The organism is Citrifermentans bemidjiense Bem (assembly GCF_000020725.1).
GTDB lineage: Bacteria > Desulfobacterota > Desulfuromonadia > Geobacterales > Geobacteraceae > Geomonas > Geomonas bemidjiensis.
The window spans coordinates 1,412,864-1,429,833 of the sequence record NC_011146.1; the positions used below are offsets into that span (position 1 = coordinate 1,412,864).

The window sequence follows — 16,970 nt, forward strand, 5'->3', positions numbered from 1 at the left end:
CCTTTCCTCGGAGGAGGGAGACCATGCCTTGGCGACCGGTGGATACTATGACCCTGAGATTCGAGTTCGTTCATTTGGCGTTGCAGGAAGGCAGCAACATAGCCTTCCTTTGCAAACGCTTTAACATCAGCCGTCCGACCGGCTACAAATGGATTAGCAGGTTCCTTGAAACCGGCGTCGAAGGCCTAATTGACTTATCTCGCAAGCCACTGACCTGTCCACATAAGACGGTCACTGCGACCGAAGATGCTATTCTCAAGCTTCGCGAAGAACATCAGGCTTGGGGAGCACGTAAGCTACGTAAGCGTCTTGAAAAACTTGGGCATCAGGGGGTGCCTGTACCTTCGACCATAACAGCAATCTTGCGCCGCAACGGCTGCATTGATCCAGCTGAGTCAGATAAACATACTGCTTTCCAACGGTTCGAGCACCCATACCCAAACGACCTATGGCAGATGGATTTCAAGGGCAGTATTCCGATGAAGCATCATGGTCGCTGTCATCCGTTGACTGTTCTGGATGACCATTCCCGGTTTAGTGTGGTGCTTGTAGCCTGTGCCAATGAGCGAACAGAAACGGTTAAAGCTGCTTTGATTGAGGCATTCAGGCAATATGGATTGCCATATCGAATGACCATGGACAATGGCAGCCCATGGGGTAACGATCAATACAACGACCTTACGCCATTAACGGTCTGGCTTATCAGAAACGAGATACGGGTCAGCCACTCTCGCCCCTATCATCCTCAAACACAGGGTAAGGACGAGCGGTTTCACAGAACTCTGGTTGCAGAAGCAATCGCTGGAAGAGTCTTCGAAGACCTAGCTGACTGCCAGCTTAGATTCGACACCTTCAGGCATTGCTACAACTTGGAGCGCCCACACGAATCACTAGGTATGGAAACTCCGATGACGCGTTATAAGCCTAGCCGGCGGACTTACTCAGAAATACTGCCCGAGATTCAGTACGCCCCAGACGACGAGATCCGAAAGGTCCAGGCCGAGGGTAAGGTGTCATTCAAAGGCCGATGTGTGCGCCTCGCGAAGGCGCTCAGGGGGCAGCCGGTGGCATTTCGGCCAACCATACGCGATGGCGAATATGGCGTTTATTTCTGCAGCCAGAAAATCGCAGAAGTCGATCTCAAAGAACAAAAAGTGTAAACCATGTCCCCGAACAACTGTAAACCTTGACCCCGGTCCATACATCCAGTCAAGGGAGGGGGGACTCTTCTTCCCTGAATTCTTCGAAGAACCTTAAAAACTGATGCGATTTCAGCTGGCTTGCCTGTGGCTATCCCGCTGCCGAGCCCGAACGGAACTGCCATGAAAGAGACACCCCCAACAGAAAACGTCGACAGGCTCTCCGGATCGCTGGAGCGCGTCACCTTTCACAGCGAGGAGACCGGGTTTTGCGTGCTGCGGGTGAAGGTTGCCGGGCAGCGCGACCTGGTGACGGTGACGGGCGCCGCGGCCTCGGTTACGCCGGGGGAGTACCTTGAGTGCACCGGCTCCTGGCACAACGACCGGACCCACGGCATGCAGTTCAAGGCCGGGCACATCAAGGTGGTTCCCCCCACCACGCTGGAAGGGATCGAGAAGTACCTGGGTAGCGGCATGGTGCACGGCATCGGGGCCCACTTCGCCAAGGTGCTGGTGAAATCGTTCGGCGCGGCGGTCTTCGACGTCATAGAGAACCACCCGGAGAGGCTCCTGGAACTCCCGGGGATCGGCCGCAAGCGGATGGAATCGGTCGCCGGCGCCTGGGTGGAGCAGAAGGCGATCCGGGACATCATGGTGTTCCTGCAGTCCAATGGCCTTGGAACCGCCCGCGCCGTGAGGATCTACAAGAGCTACGGCAACGAAGCGATCTTCAAGGTGACCGAAAACCCGTACCGGCTGGCCCTGGAGATCCATGGCATAGGTTTCAAGACTGCCGACCTCCTGGCTGCCAAGCTGGGGATAGCGCCCGATTCCATGATCCGGGCCCAGGCGGGGGTGCGGCACGTGCTGCAGGAGATGTCGGCCGGCGGGCACTGCGCCAGCCTGCGGGCGGAACTGGCCGAGAGCGCAGCTACTCTGCTGGAGATCCCTCAACCGGTAATCGAATCCGCCATCGAGGCGGAACTCGCCGAGGAGAACCTGGTCGCCGACCAGATCTCCGGCTCCCCCTGCGTCTTCCTGGCGCCGCTCTACAAGGCGGAGGTAGGCGTAGCCTCCGGCATTTGCCGGCTTCGCGCCGGCACGCCCCCTTGGGGCGGCATCGTCGCCGAAGAGGCGATCCCGTGGGTGGAGAGCCAAAAAGGAATCACCCTTTCCGCCTCGCAGCGCGATGCGATTCGGCTCGCGCTTAAGAGCAAGGTGGTCGTGGTGACCGGCGGACCGGGGGTGGGTAAGACCACGCTGGTCAACAGCATCCTGGGTGTCATCGGCAGAAGGCCGCTCCGGGTCACCCTCTGCGCGCCGACGGGGAGGGCAGCCAAGCGCCTCGCCGAATCGACCGGGATGGAGGCGAAGACCATCCATCGGCTCTTGGAGTTCGACCCGCAGACCTTCGGCTTCAAGCGCTGCAAGGAGAACCCGCTTCACACCGACCTCCTGGTCATGGACGAGGCGTCCATGGTCGACGTCGTGTTGATGAACAAGCTCCTTCCCGCCATTCCCGACCATGCCGGCCTCATCATCGTGGGGGACGTGGACCAGCTCCCCTCGGTGGGGCCAGGCTGCGTCCTCTCCGACATCATCGAGTCCGGCGCGGTTCCGACGGTACGGCTCACCGAGATCTTCCGGCAGGCCGCAGGCTCCAGGATCATCGTCAACGCCCACCGCATCAACCGGGGTGAGCTGCCGCTGAAGGACGAGGGGAAGGAGCTCGCCGACTTCTACTTCATCCCGGCGGCGACGCCCGAGGATATCCACGACAAGCTCCTGCAGGTGGTCAGGGAGCGGATACCCAAGCGCTTCGGCTTCGATCCGGTGCGCGAGGTCCAGGTGCTTACGCCGATGAACCGCGGGGGGCTCGGGACCAGGTCCCTCAACGCCGAGTTGCAGGGGGTGCTGAACGGCAGGGCCGAGCCGAAGGTGGAGCGCTTCGGCACCAGCTACGCCCCCGGGGACAAGGTGATCCAGACGGTGAACAACTACGAGAAGGAGGTCTTCAACGGGGACATCGGACGCATAGTCGAGATCCGCTCCGAAGAAAGCGCCCTCATCGTGGACTTCGATGACCGGCTGGTGGAATATGCATTCGCCGAACTGGACGAGGTGAGCCTTGCCTACGCCACCAGCATCCACAAGAGCCAGGGGTCCGAGTACACGGCCGTGGTGATCCCGCTTGCCATGCAGCACTACACCATGCTGGAGCGAAACCTCCTGTACACCGCCGTCACCCGCGGCAAGAAGCTCGTGGTGGTGATCGGCGAGCAGAAGGCGCTCGCCATGGCGGTGCAAAACCAGAAGTCCCACCGCCGCCTGACCAAGCTGGCGGGGAGGATCGGACAGAAAGGAGACGGGATAACATGAAAACCATTGGCATGATTGGCGGCCTGGGCCCGGAAGCTACGCTTGATTACTACAAGCGCATCATCGAAGCCTCAAGGGGAGCCGGAACCCTCGATACCCCGGAGATCATCATCTACAGCGTAAGCCTCCAGGAGGTGCTGGACCTGGCGGCCCGGCGCGAGTGGAGTAACCTCATCTACCTCCTGACGGCGAAGGTTAAGGCTCTGCAGAAAGCCGGGGCCGATTTCGCCTTCATCTCCGCCAACACCCCGCACGTCGTCTTCGACGAAGTCCAGGCGAAATCCCCCATCCCGCTTATCAGCATCGTCACCGCGACCCTGGAAAAGGCGAAGGAGCTGGGGGTGAAGCGGGTAGGCCTCTTGGGAACGAAGTTCACCATGGAGGAGAACTTTTTCGCGGCGCCGTTCTCGGCCGCCGGCATCTCCGTGGTGATCCCGCAGCCAGCCGACCAGCAGTACATCCAGGAGAAGCTGATGACCGAGATCGAACTGGGGGTCTTCAAGGACGAGACCCGAGACGGCCTCCTGGCGGTGATCGGGCGCATGAAGGAGCAGGAGCATATAGATGCCGTCATCCTCGGCTGCACGGAGTTGCCGCTGATACTGCTGAAGGACGAATTCGGGATACCTTTTTTGAACACGACGGCGATTCACGTGGAAAGCGTGGTGGAGTACGCGAGGAAGGAGCAGAGATGGTAGTAGCAGGTAATTTCAGGAAGGGAATCGTGGTTATCTTGACGATGCTGCTTCCCTCTGGGGCCGCCGCGCTGGAGCGGATTGCCCCGGCAGGTAGCGGCAACGGCGCCATCTTCGAGACGCTGGAAAGGTTCCACGGCCATGCCTGCGCCGGTTCCCTCATCGGGGCGAGGCTCGGCTTGGCGGCGAAGACCGCCCTTAAAGCCGCCGGAGGCGAAGGGAAGCTGAAGGCCAAGTACTTCGCCAATAACTGCTCCATCGACGGCGTACAGATCGCTGCGGGGACGACTGCCGGCAACAAAGCCATCGAGGTCGTCGACGCCAACGAGAACCGCCTGCTCCTCTCCGCGGAGAAGAACGGGCGGCAGGTCGAGGCTCATCTGTCCAGGGTCGCGGAAGAGAAGGCAAAGAAGTTCCGGGAATTAAGGGGGAAGGGAAATGCGCTCCCGGTGGGGTCCCCTGAGCGGCTGCAGGTGGAAAGGGCGGTGGAGGACATCCTGTGCTGGTTCCGGAACGCGCCGGATGTCGCGGTGGTTCAGGTAAGGGTGGTCAAGTAGCGGAAAACGGCGCAGCGACAGCGCCGGGCGGTACTCCTCAAGGTGAAGCGGGCGAAGGAGGGGACCATGGGCATCTCCAAAATGAAAACCCTGCTGCGGGCGCTCCGCTCCAGGAACTACCGGCTCTTCGTGGCGGGCCAAAGCGTGTCGCTGGTCGGGACCTGGATGCAGCAGGTCGCCATGAGCTGGCTTGTGTACCGCCTCACCGGCTCCGCTTTCCTTTTGGGGGTGGTCGGCTTTACCAGCCAGATACCGACCTTCCTGTTCTCGCCGGTGGCGGGGGTGCTCGCGGACCGCTGGAACCGCAGGCGGATCCTGATGCTCACCCAGGGCCTCGCCATGGTGCAGGCGGCGGTGCTGGCCGCGGCCGTGCTGCTGGGGGTGGTCCAGGTCTGGCACATCGTGGCCTTGAGCCTCGTGCTCGGCATGGTGAACGCCTTCGACATCCCGGTCCGGCAATCCTTCGTGGTGGAGATGGTGGCGCACCGCGACGACCTGGGGAACGCCATCGCCCTCAACTCCTCCATGGTGAACGGTGCGAGGCTGATCGGGCCGACGGTAGCCGGTCTCCTTGTCGCCTCGGTGGGGGAGGGGATCTGCTTCCTCTTGAACAGCGCGAGCTACCTGGCAGTCTTGCTGGCCCTCGCGGCCATGCGCATCGAGCCCCGCGCCGGAAGCGCGAAGCCCAGGCGGCACGTCCTGCACGAACTGAAGGAAGGGTTCGTCTATTCCTTCGGCTTTGCGCCGATAAGAAGCATCCTGCTCCTGATCGCCCTGATGAGCCTGACAGGGATGCCGTACACGGTCCTGGTCCCGGTCTTCGCCAAAGACATCCTGCACGGCGGCGCCCACACCTTCGGTTTTCTGATGACCGCGGCCGGTTGCGGAGCCTTGGCCGGCACCGTCTACCTCGCCTCCCGCGGATCTGTGCTGGGACTGGGGAGGCTGATCGTGGCCTCGGCGGCGCTCTTCGCCGTGGGGGTAGCCGGGTTCGCGCTGTCGGAGACCCTGTGGCTGTCGCTAGCTTCCCTGGTGGTGGCCGGCTACGGGGCCATGACGCTCGTCGCCTCCTGCAACACCATCCTGCAGACCATCCTGGAGGAGGACAAGCGGGGGCGGGTGATGAGCTTTTTCACCGTCGCCTTCATGGGGATGGCGCCCTTCGGCAGCCTGGGCGCCGGCGCCATGACCAGGATGATCGGCCCCAGGGACACCCTGCTCCTGGGGGCCATCTGCTGCCTCATCGGGGCGGTGGTCTTCGCCAGGAACCTGCCGCGCATAAGGCAACTGGTGCGGCCGATCTATGTGCAGATGGGGATCATCAAGGAAGTTGCCGAAGGAATGGAAACCGCAGCGGAACAGCCGCCCATGCCGAATAAGGAGCGCTGAGCTGCGGGGAAAGGTGCCGTCTCAACATGCTGGATTTTCTCACCGCGGGGCTCGTGCTAGGTCTTTCCGCCGGGTTCTCCCCCGGGCCGCTGCTCATGCTGGTCATCTCCGAAACGCTGCACCACGGGACCAGGTCCGGGGTGCGGGTCGCCCTGTCGCCCGTCGTCACCGACCTTCCCATCGTCCTCGCCACGCTGCTCCTTTTGGTCAAGGTCTCCGGCTACCACGGCGTACTCGGGGGCGTATCCCTGGCGGGAGGGCTCTTCGTCCTAGCCACCGGATGGGATTCCATCCGTACCCGCCCCGTGCAGCTGGATCTCCCCAAAGAACAGCCCAAGTCGCTAAGAAAAGGGGTGCTGACCAATTTCCTCAGTCCGCACCCCTATCTGTTCTGGATCACCGTCGGCGCGCCGCTTCTGACCAAATCGCTCAACGTCGGCTGGACCGCGTTTTTCGCCTTCGTGCTGAGCTTCTACCTGTCGCTTATCGGGGCCAAGATCATCCTCGCCGTGGCGGTGGGAAGGTCGAAGGCATTTCTATCCGGCAGGCTCTACCTTTACACCATGCGTTTTCTCGGGGGGCTCCTCGTCCTCTTCGCGCTGCTCCTTTTCAAGGAGGGGCTGGTGCTTCTAGGGCTCATCTAGGGTGGGCTGAAGGGGGACATGAAAGGGGGACAGGCACCTGGCGGAGCCAGTCCCCATCTTCACTCGAACCTGTAAAACCTGGTGACCTCGACGTCCGCCATCAAGCGCTCCAGGTAGCGCGACTTGAGCTGCCGGCTGGCCGTGAGCCGTTTCACCGGGGGAAGCCTCAGTATCGCCCCCAGTATCGCGGCCAGGGCGCGGTGGCTCAGGTAGGCCTGGTTGTCGAAGATGAGGTTCTGCAGCTTCCCCCGCTCCAGGGCCATCAATACCAGCCGGTGGGCGGTGTTGACCGGGGTCAGCATCCGCTTCTCCCTCGCCTCAAGACGCACCGCCTTATTGTGGCAGTTGCGCGCGCAGACCCCGCACCCAAGACAGAGTTCGGAATTCAACCTGGCCTTTGCCGGCATGCCGCTTCCCTCCGGCTCGCGCACAAGCGAGATGGCGTCCACCGGGCAGATGGCGACACACCTGCCGCAGCCGTCGCAACGGGCGGGGTCGGTGGCCTGGATGAAGTTTGTGGTGTACATGGCGTTGGGAATCGCCAGGCGGCGGGTGGCGATCATACCCTCGCAGCAGCAGCCGCAGCAGTGGCAGATGAAGTTGACCTGCCGCTGCACGTTGTCGGCGCACTGCACGAGGTTCAGGTCCCGCGCCTTTTGCAGGAGGTCGAGCCCTTCAACGGCGTCGACGCTGCGGGCGGCGCCGTGTCTGATCAGGGACTGGGCGGCGAGGTTCAGCGTCATGCAGATGTCCAAGGGCGCCTGGCACCCCTTTCCCACCTGCAGCATCTTGTGCCTGCAGTAGCAAAGGCCGACCGCTATGTGGGTAGCACTCCTGATCACCTCGCTGGCACGCTCGTAATCCAGCACCTGGCAGACCTTCTCCTCCGGTATCGCCTCCTCGTTCACCAGCACCCTCCCCAGCGGCGTCTCCCCACCGGCGAAAAGGTCGCGGATGAAGTCGTCCTCCACGTTGATGTAGCGGAAGAAGAGGCCGGCCAACTGCTTCTGGTCCAGGTCCGGCCGCAGCCTCATCAGCGAAAACTCGAAGAACCCCGCCATGGGGGGAGGGAGGACGTACACCATCTTGCCGTCCCGCTCGATGTCCAGCAATAGCGACCGCGACGCCATCTGCTCCAATCTGCCCCGCGCCGCCTCCTTGTCCATGTGCCACACCCGCGCCGCCTTGGCCGCCGAAAACGGGCGCAGCGGCAACCGGCTCAAAAGCCTCGCCTCCTCCTCGCTGCACAAAAGGGCGTAGATCTTGAGCAACAGCTCCGAGGGAGGCGCCCCCTGCGGGAACTTGTTCACGCGCTGCATCAGCCGGTGATAGCCGTTCTCCTGCGTTTGCTCTGCCATGGCGTCCCCTTTGTAAAAAAAATTAAAAATTGCCAATGCAAGAGTGTAGCAGCCGCAGACCCGCCAACAACCGGCGGTTTTTACTCCCTCTCCCTCTGGGAGAGGGCATGTTGGACCGTCGGCAAGGTAATTTATTAATTAAGGAATTGGGAAATGGGTCCGAAAAGAGGCAGAACGACCGACGCCTGCTGGTCCGGCGCCACTGGGAAAGGAACGCTGGCTAAATGAAAAATTTGAGCCTCACGACGAAGATGAGCGCCATGGTTTCGCTTTTGGTGGCTCTGATCCTCTCTTTGCTGACCCTTGGCGCCTGCTGGTACCTCGAACAACAGTTCCGGACGACCATTTTCGGCCAGCAGTTCAGCATGGTCTCCACCATCGCCGGGGAGATCGACGCCAGGATCCACAGCACCCAAAAGCAGCTGGAAGCCCTCGCCGGAACCATCAAACCCGAAGTCCTCAATGAGCCGCACAAGGCCCAGGAGTTTCTGCAGCAGCACCCTGAAGCCCTCGCCGTCTTCGACAGCGGTCTGTTGCTCTTCTCCCGTGAGGGAGTCTTGCTGGCGATCAACCCCATGGAGCGGGATATGATCGGCAGGGACTACTCCTTCCGCGAGTATTATCAAAAGGCGCTGCAGACCAAAAAGACCGTCATCTCCGAACCCTTCATCACCACCCAGCATCATGGCCACCCCACTGTCGCCGTCGTCGTCCCCCTGTTGGACTCCCGCGGCAGGCTCTACGGCCTGATCGGCGGCATGATCGACCTTCTCTCCGACAACTACCTGGGAAAATTGGCCGGGGTGCGCATCGGCAAGGAGGGGAACCTCTATCTCTTCAACAGCCAGCGCACCATGATCGTCCACCCCGACCGCGCCCGAATCATGAAGCAGGACATACCGCCCGGGGCGAACCGCCTCCTGGACCGGGCGCTGCTCGGCTTCGAAGGGGCGGGGGACACCATCACCTCCCGCGGGGTCCCCTCGCTCAGTTCCTTCAAGCGCTTGAATTCCACCGGGTGGATCCTCGGGGCAAACTTCCCGCAACGGGAGGCGTACGCTCCGCTTAGGGAAGCGAAGACGCTCCTGGCGGTGGCGCTTTTCATCTCACTTTGCGGAACCGTCCTCGTCACCCACCTCTTCATGCGCCGCCTCACGTCGCCCTTATTGACCTTCATCGGACACGTGCAGGGAATGGGGGACCAGGAGCGCGAGCTGGAACCGGTGGCTATCAGCACCGGCGACGAGATCGGCACCCTGGCGCTTGCCTTCAACCGCATGGTGCAGGAGCTTCAAAGGCAGAGGACGGCCGCGCGCGAACTGCGGCTGGCCATAGATCAGGCCCCGGTGACGGTGATGATCACCGACCCGCAGGGGGGGATCGAGTACGTGAACCCGAACTTCACCAAGGTGACCGGGTACCAGCCGGAGGATGCGCTGGGGAGGGACCCGAGGGAGATAATCGGCACGGGGTGCTATCCGGAGGAATTCTACGAGGAGCTCTGGGGCACGTTGCGCTCGGGGAAGGAATGGCATGGGGAGATCCGCAACAAGAGGAAAAGCGGCGAACTCTACTGGGAGAGCGTCTCCATCTCGCCCGTGAAATCGCCCCGCGGCGAAATCAACAACTTCGTCGGGGTCATGGAAGACATCACGCAGAGAAAGCGTGCCGAGGAAGCGCTGATCCGGAGCGACGAGCAGATCCGCCTGCTTTTGGAATCGACGGCGGAGGCGATCTTCGGAATCGATCTCATGGGCAACTGCACCTTCGCCAACCCCTCCTGCGCGAGGCTCCTGGGCCACGCGGATCCGGACCAACTGCTGGGGAAGAACATGCATCTGCTGATGCACCACACCACCTCCGAGGGGAAGCCCAACCCGGTGCAGGAGTGCGCCGCCTACCAGGTGCTCCGGGGAGGCGAAGGGGTGCACAAGGATGACGACGTATTCTGGCGACGCGACGGCTCCTCTTTCGCGGTCGAGTACTGGTCCTACCCGCAGCTGCACGACGGGGAACTGGTGGGGGGGGTGGTGACCTTCTTCGACATCAGCGAAAGAAAGCGGGCTGAGGCCGAACTGATCCGGGCCACCGAGGCCGCCGAGGCCGCCACACGCGCGAAGAGCGAGTTTTTGGCCAACATGAGCCACGAGATCAGGACGCCGATGAACGCCGCGCTCGGCATGCTCTACCTGTTGCAGCACACGGAGTTGTCCGAGACGCAAAAGAGCTATCTGGAGAAGGCGCAGACGGCGTCCGGGGTGCTGCTCGGGGTAATCAACGACATCCTCGATTTCTCCAAGGTGGAGGCGGGGAGGATGGTGCTGGAAACCACCCCCTTCCGCATGGCGGCGGTCCTCTCCGACCTGCAGACGGTGGCGCAGGCGACACTCAGGGAGAAGCCGATCGAGTTCGTTACCAGGTGCGGCGCGGATATCCCGGAGCAGCTCTTCGGGGATCCGCTGCGGCTCGGACAGGTGCTCTTGAACCTCGCCAGCAACGCGATCAAGTTCACCGAGAAGGGGAAGGTCGAGGTCGAGGTGGCGCTCCTTGCGCAGGAGCAAGGGGAGGTAACGCTCCGCTTTTCCGTCGCCGACACCGGGATCGGCATGACCACGGAGCAGCAGGAATCCGTCTTCACCCCCTTCACCCAGGCGGACAGCTCCACCACCCGCAAGTACGGCGGAACCGGCTTGGGGCTTGCCATCAGCCGCGAGCTGGTGCAGCTGATGGGGGGGCGGATGTGGGTGGTGAGCGAGCCGGGGCGCGGCAGCACCTTCAGCTTCATCGCCCACTTAGCCCTCCCCGCGGCATCGGGGGCGCAGGCGGCGCCGGGGGGGGAGGGACCGGAACCGGATAGCGATACGCAGCCGGCTCTGACCGGTGTGCGGGTCCTGGTCGTCGAGGACAACCTGATCAACCAGGAGGTGGCCAGGCTGATCCTGGAGAAGGGGGGGATCAAGGTGGACGTGGCACGCAACGGCGCCGAGGCGCTCTCGCTGGTGCACCTGCCGCAGGCTTGCTACCGCGCGGTGCTCATGGACGTGCACATGCCGGTCATGGACGGCCTGGAGGCGACCCGGCGCATACGGCTCGATCCCGCCCTGGCGCGGCTTCCCATCATCGCCATGACGGCGAGCGTCTTCAGCGAGGAGCGGCGGCTCTGCCTGGAGGCGGGGATGAACGATCAGGTGAGCAAGCCTATCGACGTGCCGCAGCTTTTCGCCACTCTCAGGCGCTGGATCGGGCCTATGGAGCTGACCGTCGAGCCCGACCCGCTGCAGGCGGACTGGCACCGGACCGGCTTCCCCGAGCAGATGCCGGGGCTGGATCTGAAGCGGGCGTTGCGGACGCTGGAGGGGACGCCGCAGCTGATGCGGCTTCTGGCTCGGTTCCGGCTGGAGAACGAGCCGCTCATGGCACAGCTGGGCGAGGCAGCCGCGAAAGGGGAGCTGCAGCTGGCCAAGCGCCTGATCCACACGGTGAAGGGGTCCGGCGGCAACCTGGGGGCCACCAGGCTCTGCAGCGCTGCCGCCTCCCTGGAGATGGCGCTCAATGGCGACGACGCCTCGCTCTTGCACCAGACGCTGGAGAATTTCCACGAGAAACTCCACGAGGTCCTAGACTCGATACGCCTCCTGGAAGAGCAATACGGCGGGGCCGTCGGGACGGCATCCGGGGGCGGGGAGACGATCAAGGTCTGCGCCCAGGACCTGGAACACGTAGCGGCCCTGGCGCGGGCGTTGAAGCGCCTTTTGGAGGACCAGAACATGAACGCGCTCGGCCTTTGGGAAGAGATGAGGCCGCTTGTAACCGGAGAACTCGCGGACCGGCTCGAAGCGACGCTGCAGTCGCTCGATTTCGGCGATGCCGGCACCATCCTGCGGGACATCATGCAAAACCTGGAGATATCGTAATGAGCAGCGGAAATGAAAGCTTGCGGCAGAAGATCCTGATCGTCGACGACACGCCGGCCAACATCGAGATCCTTTACAGCATCCTCAAAGGGGCGTACGACGTCCTTTTCGCCAAGAACGGGGGTGACGCCATCCGCATCGTGCAGCAGCAGTTGCCGGACCTGATCCTTTTGGACATCATGATGCCGGGGATGGACGGCTACCAGGTCTGCCGGGTGCTCAAGGCGGACCCGCTGACCGCAAAGATCCCGATCATCTTCGTCACCGCCATGAGTAAGGAGGAGGACGAGGCCATGGGGCTGCAGTCAGGGGCCATTGACTACCTCACCAAGCCGATAAGCCCGCCCATCGTGCTGGCCAGGGTGAGAAACCACCTGCAGCTCAAGCGGAACTCGGACCTCTTGGAGCAGCTCACCGCGCAACTGGAGGAGAAGAACCGGGCGCTGGAGGTGCTGGCCCGGGTCGATGGCCTGACCGGCGTCGCCAACCGCAGGCACTTCGACGAGACACTGCGGCTGGAGGTGCAGCGCGCCATGCGCAACGGGCGTTACCTCTCCCTTATCCTGTGCGATATCGATTTCTTCAAGAATTACAACGACCATTACGGGCACGTGGCCGGGGACAAATGCCTGCAGTCCTTCGGGGAACTGCTCCAGGGAAGCTTCAAGAGGGCGGGGGAGGTGCCGGCGCGCTACGGCGGCGAGGAGTTCGCCGTCGTGCTCCCGGACAGCAGGCCGGAAATTGCCGAGGGGCTTGGGGAGCGGCTGCGTCGGATGCTGCAGGAAAAGGCGCTGCCGCACGAGGCGTCGGAGCTGGGGGTGGTGACCGTAAGCGTCGGTGTGTCGGGAGGGCTCGTGGCGCGGGGCCAGGACGCCGAGTGGTTCATCAAGGAAGCTGACCGGGCGCTGTACCTTGCCAAGTCCGGAGGAAGAAACAGGGTCGCCCTATCTTCCCAATGCGCGCCAGAGTCCGGCGATTCCCATGAGGGCTACGGCGACCCCTGCGAGCCGGAGCATGACCTGGTGAAGCTTACCGGATATGGCGCTTGACGCGGTGCCGAAGCCGAGCATGACGGGAATCGTTCCCGCTCCCAGGGCCGCCATGGTGGCGGCGCCGGTCAGTGCGCTGCCGGTTCCCGCCGCGGCCACGAGCGGCGCGTAGACCATGCCGCAGGGAAGGAGCCCCAGAACGAGCCCCAGGGGAAGCGACGCCAGCGGGGCCCGGGCTGAGAGCGCGCGCTTGAGCGGCTTGGAGAGGAAGCTCGCAGCACCCCTTTCAAAGACGGAGAGCTTCAGGGCGTCGAGGCCGAGTGCCGAGCTAAGGCCGATCATGACCACCAGCAGGTTCGCGCCGGCGAGAAACCAGAAGGAGGCGGACTTGAGCGCCACCAGGTCAAGGGCGGAGCCGGCGAGTCCGGCCACTGCCCCGAGCAGGGTGTAGGTGGCGACCCGGCCGAGGTTGTAGCAGAGCTGGGAAAAGATGCGCGCGCGTAGCGGCGCCTCGTTGTCCCTCAAAGAAAGGGCCGCCACCACTCCGCCACACATCCCTATGCAGTGGAAGCTTCCCGTCGCACCCGCCAAAAAAGCCAACCATACTACCAGCATCGAACCTCCAGCTCCTTCTGCGACGTTCTCTGATCCCATGCTCAAGCTTCGCAACGTGATCACTTGCAGCTTTTAAGCTCCCTCCCCCCTTGCGGGGGAGGGTCGGGGTGGGGGGGGAGGGCGCCATATGCGACGTTGTTGGCAGCTTCACCCACCCCCCGACCCCCTCCCGTCAAGGGAGGGGGAGACCCGCTACCCGTCCTCGGTCGAAGTGCAGCCTGAATTGTCAGCGCCTCTCCCCTCCCTACTTCCGCCTCTTCTCCCGCTCGTCTTCATCCAGCATCCGGTGTTTGGGGCGCTCCATGTCGTGGAATTCCCCGCGCCGCACCGCCCAGAGAAAGACGAGCCAGCATGCGCATCCGAGAAAAAGCGACAGCCCCATCAAGGCGATAAGTGAGCTAGCCATTTCTTGTCCTCATAAGTTTGAGCGAGTTGCCGACCACGCAAATCGAACTGAGCGCCATGGCAGCTGCAGCATACACCGGCGTCAGCCGCCCGGTCATGGCCAACGGGACGCCGACCACGTTGTAGAGAAAAGCCCAGGCCAGATTCTGCCGCACTACGGCCATGGTGCGCCGCGCCATCCGGTGGGCCTCGGCCAGCCGCTCCAGGTCGGGCTTGGCGAGCACCAGGTCGGAGGTCTCCATGGCGATGTCGGTCCCCCCCGCGACTGCGCAGCCGACGTCGGCAGCCGAAAGCGCCGGGGCGTCGTTGATGCCGTCGCCCACCATAAGGACGGTTCCCCCTTCCTCGCGCAACCTCTCGATCTTCGCCGCCTTTTCCGCCGGGGAAAGCTCCCCCCAAGCCTTATCTATCCCGGCGGCCAGCGCCGCTTTTTCGGTGCACTCCTGCCGGTCGCCGCTGAATAGAAGCGTCCCGATCCCCCCCCTCTTGAAGTAGGAAACGAGCCCCGGCGCATCCTCCCGGATCCGGTCCTTCAACACCAGCGCGCCGCAGTAACGCCCCCTGCGCGCAACCCCTACCACGATCCCCCCCTCCGGCGACTCGACCCGTTCGGGGACGCCGCTGGCGCCGGTCCGCTTCAGGAAACAGATGCTGCCGACGGCGACCGCTTCCCCGGCGACCCTGCCGGTGACCCCGCCGCCGGCGAGACTCACCAGCTCCTCTCCCACCGGGTAGGCGATGCCGTTTGCCTCGGCGTACTCGCGCACCGCTTTCGCGATGGGGTGCAGCGAGCCCCGCTCCACCGCAGCGGCGAGCGCCAGGACCTCGCCGCGGGAAAGTCCCTGCGCCGGCTGAACGTCAACCAGCATGGGAGTCCCGCAGGTGAGGGTGCCGGTCTTGTCGAAGACGGCGACGGTGACCCGGCTCAGCCGCTCCAGGATGTCCCCCCCTTTGAAAATAACCCCGGCGGAGGCGGCGGCGCCGGTCCCGGCGAGGATGGCCGTGGGAGTCGCGAGGCCAAGGGCGCAGGGGCAGGCGATGACGACGACGGCCAAGGCGGTCATGAGGCTGGGGCCGAACTCCCCACCCACCGAGTAGTGCCAGCAGAAGGTGGCGACGGCGAGGGTGAGGACAGCGGGTACGAAATAACCGCTGATCCGGTCCGCCAGGCGCTGGATCGGCGCGCGGCGGCTCTGCGCCTGCTCCACCAGGCGCGCCACGCGGGCGATGAAGCTTTCCTCCACCTCCCTGTCGCAGCGCACCCGGACGGCTCCGGTCAGGTTGCAGCTTCCCGCAATCACCTGGTCTCCCGCCTGCTTGTAAAGGGGGAGCGGCTCGCCGGTCGCGGCGGACTCGTCGACGTCCGTGGCCTCTTCGGCTATGGTGCCGTCAACGGGGAAGCGTTCCCCCGGGGAAACCAGGATCAGGTCGCCCGGACGTAGAAGGGAGGGGTCGACCGGCTCCAGCTCGTCTCCCTTGAAGCGTTGCGCTTCACCGGAGCAAAGTTCCATGAGCCTCTCGATCCCGCTGGAGGCCCTCCTTTTGGCGGCATTTTCCAGGAGCCTCCCTATGAGGATCAGGGTGACGATCATCGCCGCGGTCTCGAAGTACACCTCCTCGCCGGCGAAGGTCGCATAGACGCTGTAGCCGTACGAGGAGAGGGCGCCTGTGGCGATGAGGAGTTCCATGTTGGGGGAGCCGTTGACGATGCCGCGCCAGGCGCCGCGAAGAAAGGGCCAGCCGCAGTAAAAGACCACCGGCGTCGTCACCAGCCACGAGAAGAGCTGCAGGTAATTCTTCATCTGCTCGTCGATGCCCAGGAAGTAGCCGGCGTAAAGGGCGAAGGCATAGGCCATGAGCTGCATGGAGAGAAAGGCCGCGGTGCCGAAACGAAAGAGGAGATCCTTGTGCTCGTTCAGCGCCACTTCTTTAGCTGCGTTGCGGGTGTAGGGGCGGGGGAGGTAGCCCAACTCGTCGATCCTGGAGAAGATCTGCGCCGGCGAGGTGCGCGAGCCGTCGAAAAGTACGCGCGCCCTTCCGGTGGCGTAGTTGACGCGGACTTCTTGTACTCCGGCGATCCTCCCGATGATTTTTTCGTTGAGCCAGACGCAGGAGGCGCAGCGGATGCCGTCGATGATGATGTCGATGGCACTCGCAGCGCCGGCTTGGTAGACGAAGCGGGCGAGGTAGCTCTCCTGGTACTTCCCCTGGAAGGCCTGCGGGGAAAGGCCACTCTCCCGCCACTCCCTGCGCCGGTAGAAGTCCGCGAGCCCGGCCCCGTTGATGACGAGGTAGGCGCCGTGGCAGCCGTGGCAGCAAAAGCTCAAGGTAGCGTCGTCCGCGCGCTCCTCCACCAGCGCCCCGGCGGGGATCTCGGCTCCGCAGTGAAAGCATGGGAATTGGGCGGCCGTCAATTGAAGAACACCACCCTTTGGCTCGCGCTGGCCTCGCCCCTGGTGAAGAGGAGCACCCCCTGAAGCTCACTCTGGGCGGATACCGGCAACGAAGTCCGGAATACCCCAGGTGCGCTCTCGGCAAGCTGCAGCGGCAACGCGGAGCTGTCCGTTTTTTTGCCGGGGTGCAGGGAAAGGCTCCCTCCGGCAACCGGCGCCCCCTTCTCGTCGCAGACGCGAACCAGCAGGTCGCGCCCGGCAAGCGTCGCCGTCAGGGTCCATTTGAGCCCTGGGTTCCTGGCGCCGCTTCGGGTGCGGTCGTAGTTGAGCCCGTTGCGGTAATAGTCGGGATCGGTGACGCGGCTCGCAAGCATCCCGGAGGCGAAAAAGGTAGCGGCCATGCCGGCGATGAAGATGCCGAACAGCGTCACTAGGACGACCCGGTAGCAGCAGGTGGTTTTGGTGGTGCGCTTGGTCATGCTTTCTCCCTTGT

General features: G+C 63.5%; 13 protein-coding genes. 8 read left to right on the forward strand and 5 right to left on the reverse strand.

Features of this window, described 5'->3' with window-relative positions:
* Positions 1–23: 23 nt before the first annotated feature.
* The 6 genes from GBEM_RS06130 (at position 24) to GBEM_RS06155 (ending at position 6,803) form a co-directional block, all read left to right on the forward strand.
* Positions 24–1,160, forward strand: coding sequence for an IS481-like element ISGebe1 family transposase (locus GBEM_RS06130; RefSeq protein WP_012528777.1), 1,137 nt, complete (start codon positions 24–26; stop codon positions 1,158–1,160).
* A 162-nt stretch (positions 1,161–1,322) separates the two neighbouring features.
* Positions 1,323–3,518 carry an SF1B family DNA helicase RecD2 gene (gene recD2, locus GBEM_RS06135; protein ID WP_012529651.1) on the forward strand — a complete coding sequence of 732 codons (2,196 nt, stop codon included), beginning with the start codon at positions 1,323–1,325 and terminating at the stop codon, positions 3,516–3,518.
* Positions 3,515–4,216: an aspartate/glutamate racemase family protein gene (locus tag GBEM_RS06140; protein ID WP_012529652.1), complete on the forward strand. Its 702-nt coding sequence runs from the start codon at positions 3,515–3,517 to the stop codon at positions 4,214–4,216. Before recD2 ends, GBEM_RS06140 begins: the two co-directional genes overlap by 4 nt.
* Complete coding sequence (locus tag GBEM_RS06145; RefSeq protein ID WP_012529653.1) at positions 4,210–4,770, forward strand: formylmethanofuran dehydrogenase subunit E family protein; 561 nt, start codon at positions 4,210–4,212, stop codon at positions 4,768–4,770. The genes GBEM_RS06140 and GBEM_RS06145 overlap by 7 nt, the downstream gene beginning before the upstream one ends.
* Before the next feature lie 66 nt (positions 4,771–4,836).
* Complete coding sequence (locus GBEM_RS06150) at positions 4,837–6,159, forward strand: MFS transporter (RefSeq protein ID WP_012529654.1); 1,323 nt, start codon at positions 4,837–4,839, stop codon at positions 6,157–6,159.
* Between the two features lie 26 nt (positions 6,160–6,185).
* On the forward strand, positions 6,186–6,803 hold the full coding sequence (locus tag GBEM_RS06155) for a LysE family translocator (RefSeq protein WP_012529655.1): 618 nt from the start codon (positions 6,186–6,188) through the stop codon (positions 6,801–6,803).
* Positions 6,804–6,862: 59 nt separating this feature from the next.
* Here the strand turns inward: GBEM_RS06155 and GBEM_RS06160 are convergent, their stop codons facing one another.
* Positions 6,863–8,161 (reverse strand): 4Fe-4S dicluster domain-containing protein, encoded by a 1,299-nt coding sequence (locus tag GBEM_RS06160; RefSeq protein WP_012529656.1) that lies wholly within the window; start codon positions 8,159–8,161, stop codon positions 6,863–6,865.
* Positions 8,162–8,385: 224 nt separating this feature from the next.
* On the opposite strand from GBEM_RS06160, the gene GBEM_RS06165 reads away from it, so the two are divergent.
* Both GBEM_RS06165 and GBEM_RS06170 read left to right on the forward strand, forming a co-directional pair.
* Positions 8,386–12,075 (forward strand): PAS domain S-box protein, encoded by a 3,690-nt coding sequence (locus GBEM_RS06165; protein WP_012529657.1) that lies wholly within the window; start codon positions 8,386–8,388, stop codon positions 12,073–12,075.
* Positions 12,075–13,124, forward strand: coding sequence for a diguanylate cyclase (locus tag GBEM_RS06170; protein WP_012529658.1), 1,050 nt, complete (start codon positions 12,075–12,077; stop codon positions 13,122–13,124). Before GBEM_RS06165 ends, GBEM_RS06170 begins: the two co-directional genes overlap by 1 nt.
* Here GBEM_RS06170 and GBEM_RS06175 read toward each other — a convergent pair.
* The 4 genes from GBEM_RS06175 to GBEM_RS06190 form a co-directional block, all read right to left on the reverse strand.
* Entirely contained in the window at positions 13,020–13,679 is a 660-nt protein-coding gene (locus tag GBEM_RS06175) for a sulfite exporter TauE/SafE family protein (protein ID WP_012529659.1), read from the reverse strand. The two genes, GBEM_RS06170 and GBEM_RS06175, sit on opposite strands and share 105 nt — an antisense overlap.
* Positions 13,680–13,923: 244 nt before the next feature.
* Entirely contained in the window at positions 13,924–14,085 is a 162-nt protein-coding gene (ccoS, locus tag GBEM_RS06180; protein WP_012529660.1) for a cbb3-type cytochrome oxidase assembly protein CcoS, read from the reverse strand.
* A complete protein-coding gene (locus tag GBEM_RS06185) occupies positions 14,078–16,498 on the reverse strand; it encodes a heavy metal translocating P-type ATPase (RefSeq protein WP_012529661.1) in 2,421 nt (806 codons plus the stop codon). Before GBEM_RS06185 ends, ccoS begins: the two co-directional genes overlap by 8 nt.
* The gene (locus GBEM_RS06190) at positions 16,495–16,956 is read right to left on the reverse strand and encodes a FixH family protein (protein ID WP_012529662.1); all 462 of its coding nucleotides are present in this window, start codon (positions 16,954–16,956) and stop codon (positions 16,495–16,497) included. The genes GBEM_RS06185 and GBEM_RS06190 overlap by 4 nt, the downstream gene beginning before the upstream one ends.
* Between the last annotated feature and the right edge of the window lie 14 nt (positions 16,957–16,970).

Coding starts and splice junctions, on each gene's coding strand:
- recD2 (WP_012529651.1), top strand. CDS start 1,323: ATGAAAGAGACACCCCCAACAGAAAACGTCGACAGGCTCTCCGGATCG.
- GBEM_RS06160 (WP_012529656.1), bottom strand. CDS start 8,161: ATGGCAGAGCAAACGCAGGAGAACGGCTATCACCGGCTGATGCAGCGC.
- GBEM_RS06145 (WP_012529653.1), top strand. CDS start 4,210: ATGGTAGTAGCAGGTAATTTCAGGAAGGGAATCGTGGTTATCTTGACG.
- GBEM_RS06155 (WP_012529655.1), top strand. CDS start 6,186: ATGCTGGATTTTCTCACCGCGGGGCTCGTGCTAGGTCTTTCCGCCGGG.
- GBEM_RS06165 (WP_012529657.1), top strand. CDS start 8,386: ATGAAAAATTTGAGCCTCACGACGAAGATGAGCGCCATGGTTTCGCTT.
- GBEM_RS06130 (WP_012528777.1), top strand. CDS start 24: ATGCCTTGGCGACCGGTGGATACTATGACCCTGAGATTCGAGTTCGTT.
- ccoS (WP_012529660.1), bottom strand. CDS start 14,085: ATGGCTAGCTCACTTATCGCCTTGATGGGGCTGTCGCTTTTTCTCGGA.
- GBEM_RS06175 (WP_012529659.1), bottom strand. CDS start 13,679: ATGCTGGTAGTATGGTTGGCTTTTTTGGCGGGTGCGACGGGAAGCTTC.
- GBEM_RS06140 (WP_012529652.1), top strand. CDS start 3,515: ATGAAAACCATTGGCATGATTGGCGGCCTGGGCCCGGAAGCTACGCTT.
- GBEM_RS06190 (WP_012529662.1), bottom strand. CDS start 16,956: ATGACCAAGCGCACCACCAAAACCACCTGCTGCTACCGGGTCGTCCTA.
- GBEM_RS06170 (WP_012529658.1), top strand. CDS start 12,075: ATGAGCAGCGGAAATGAAAGCTTGCGGCAGAAGATCCTGATCGTCGAC.
- GBEM_RS06150 (WP_012529654.1), top strand. CDS start 4,837: ATGGGCATCTCCAAAATGAAAACCCTGCTGCGGGCGCTCCGCTCCAGG.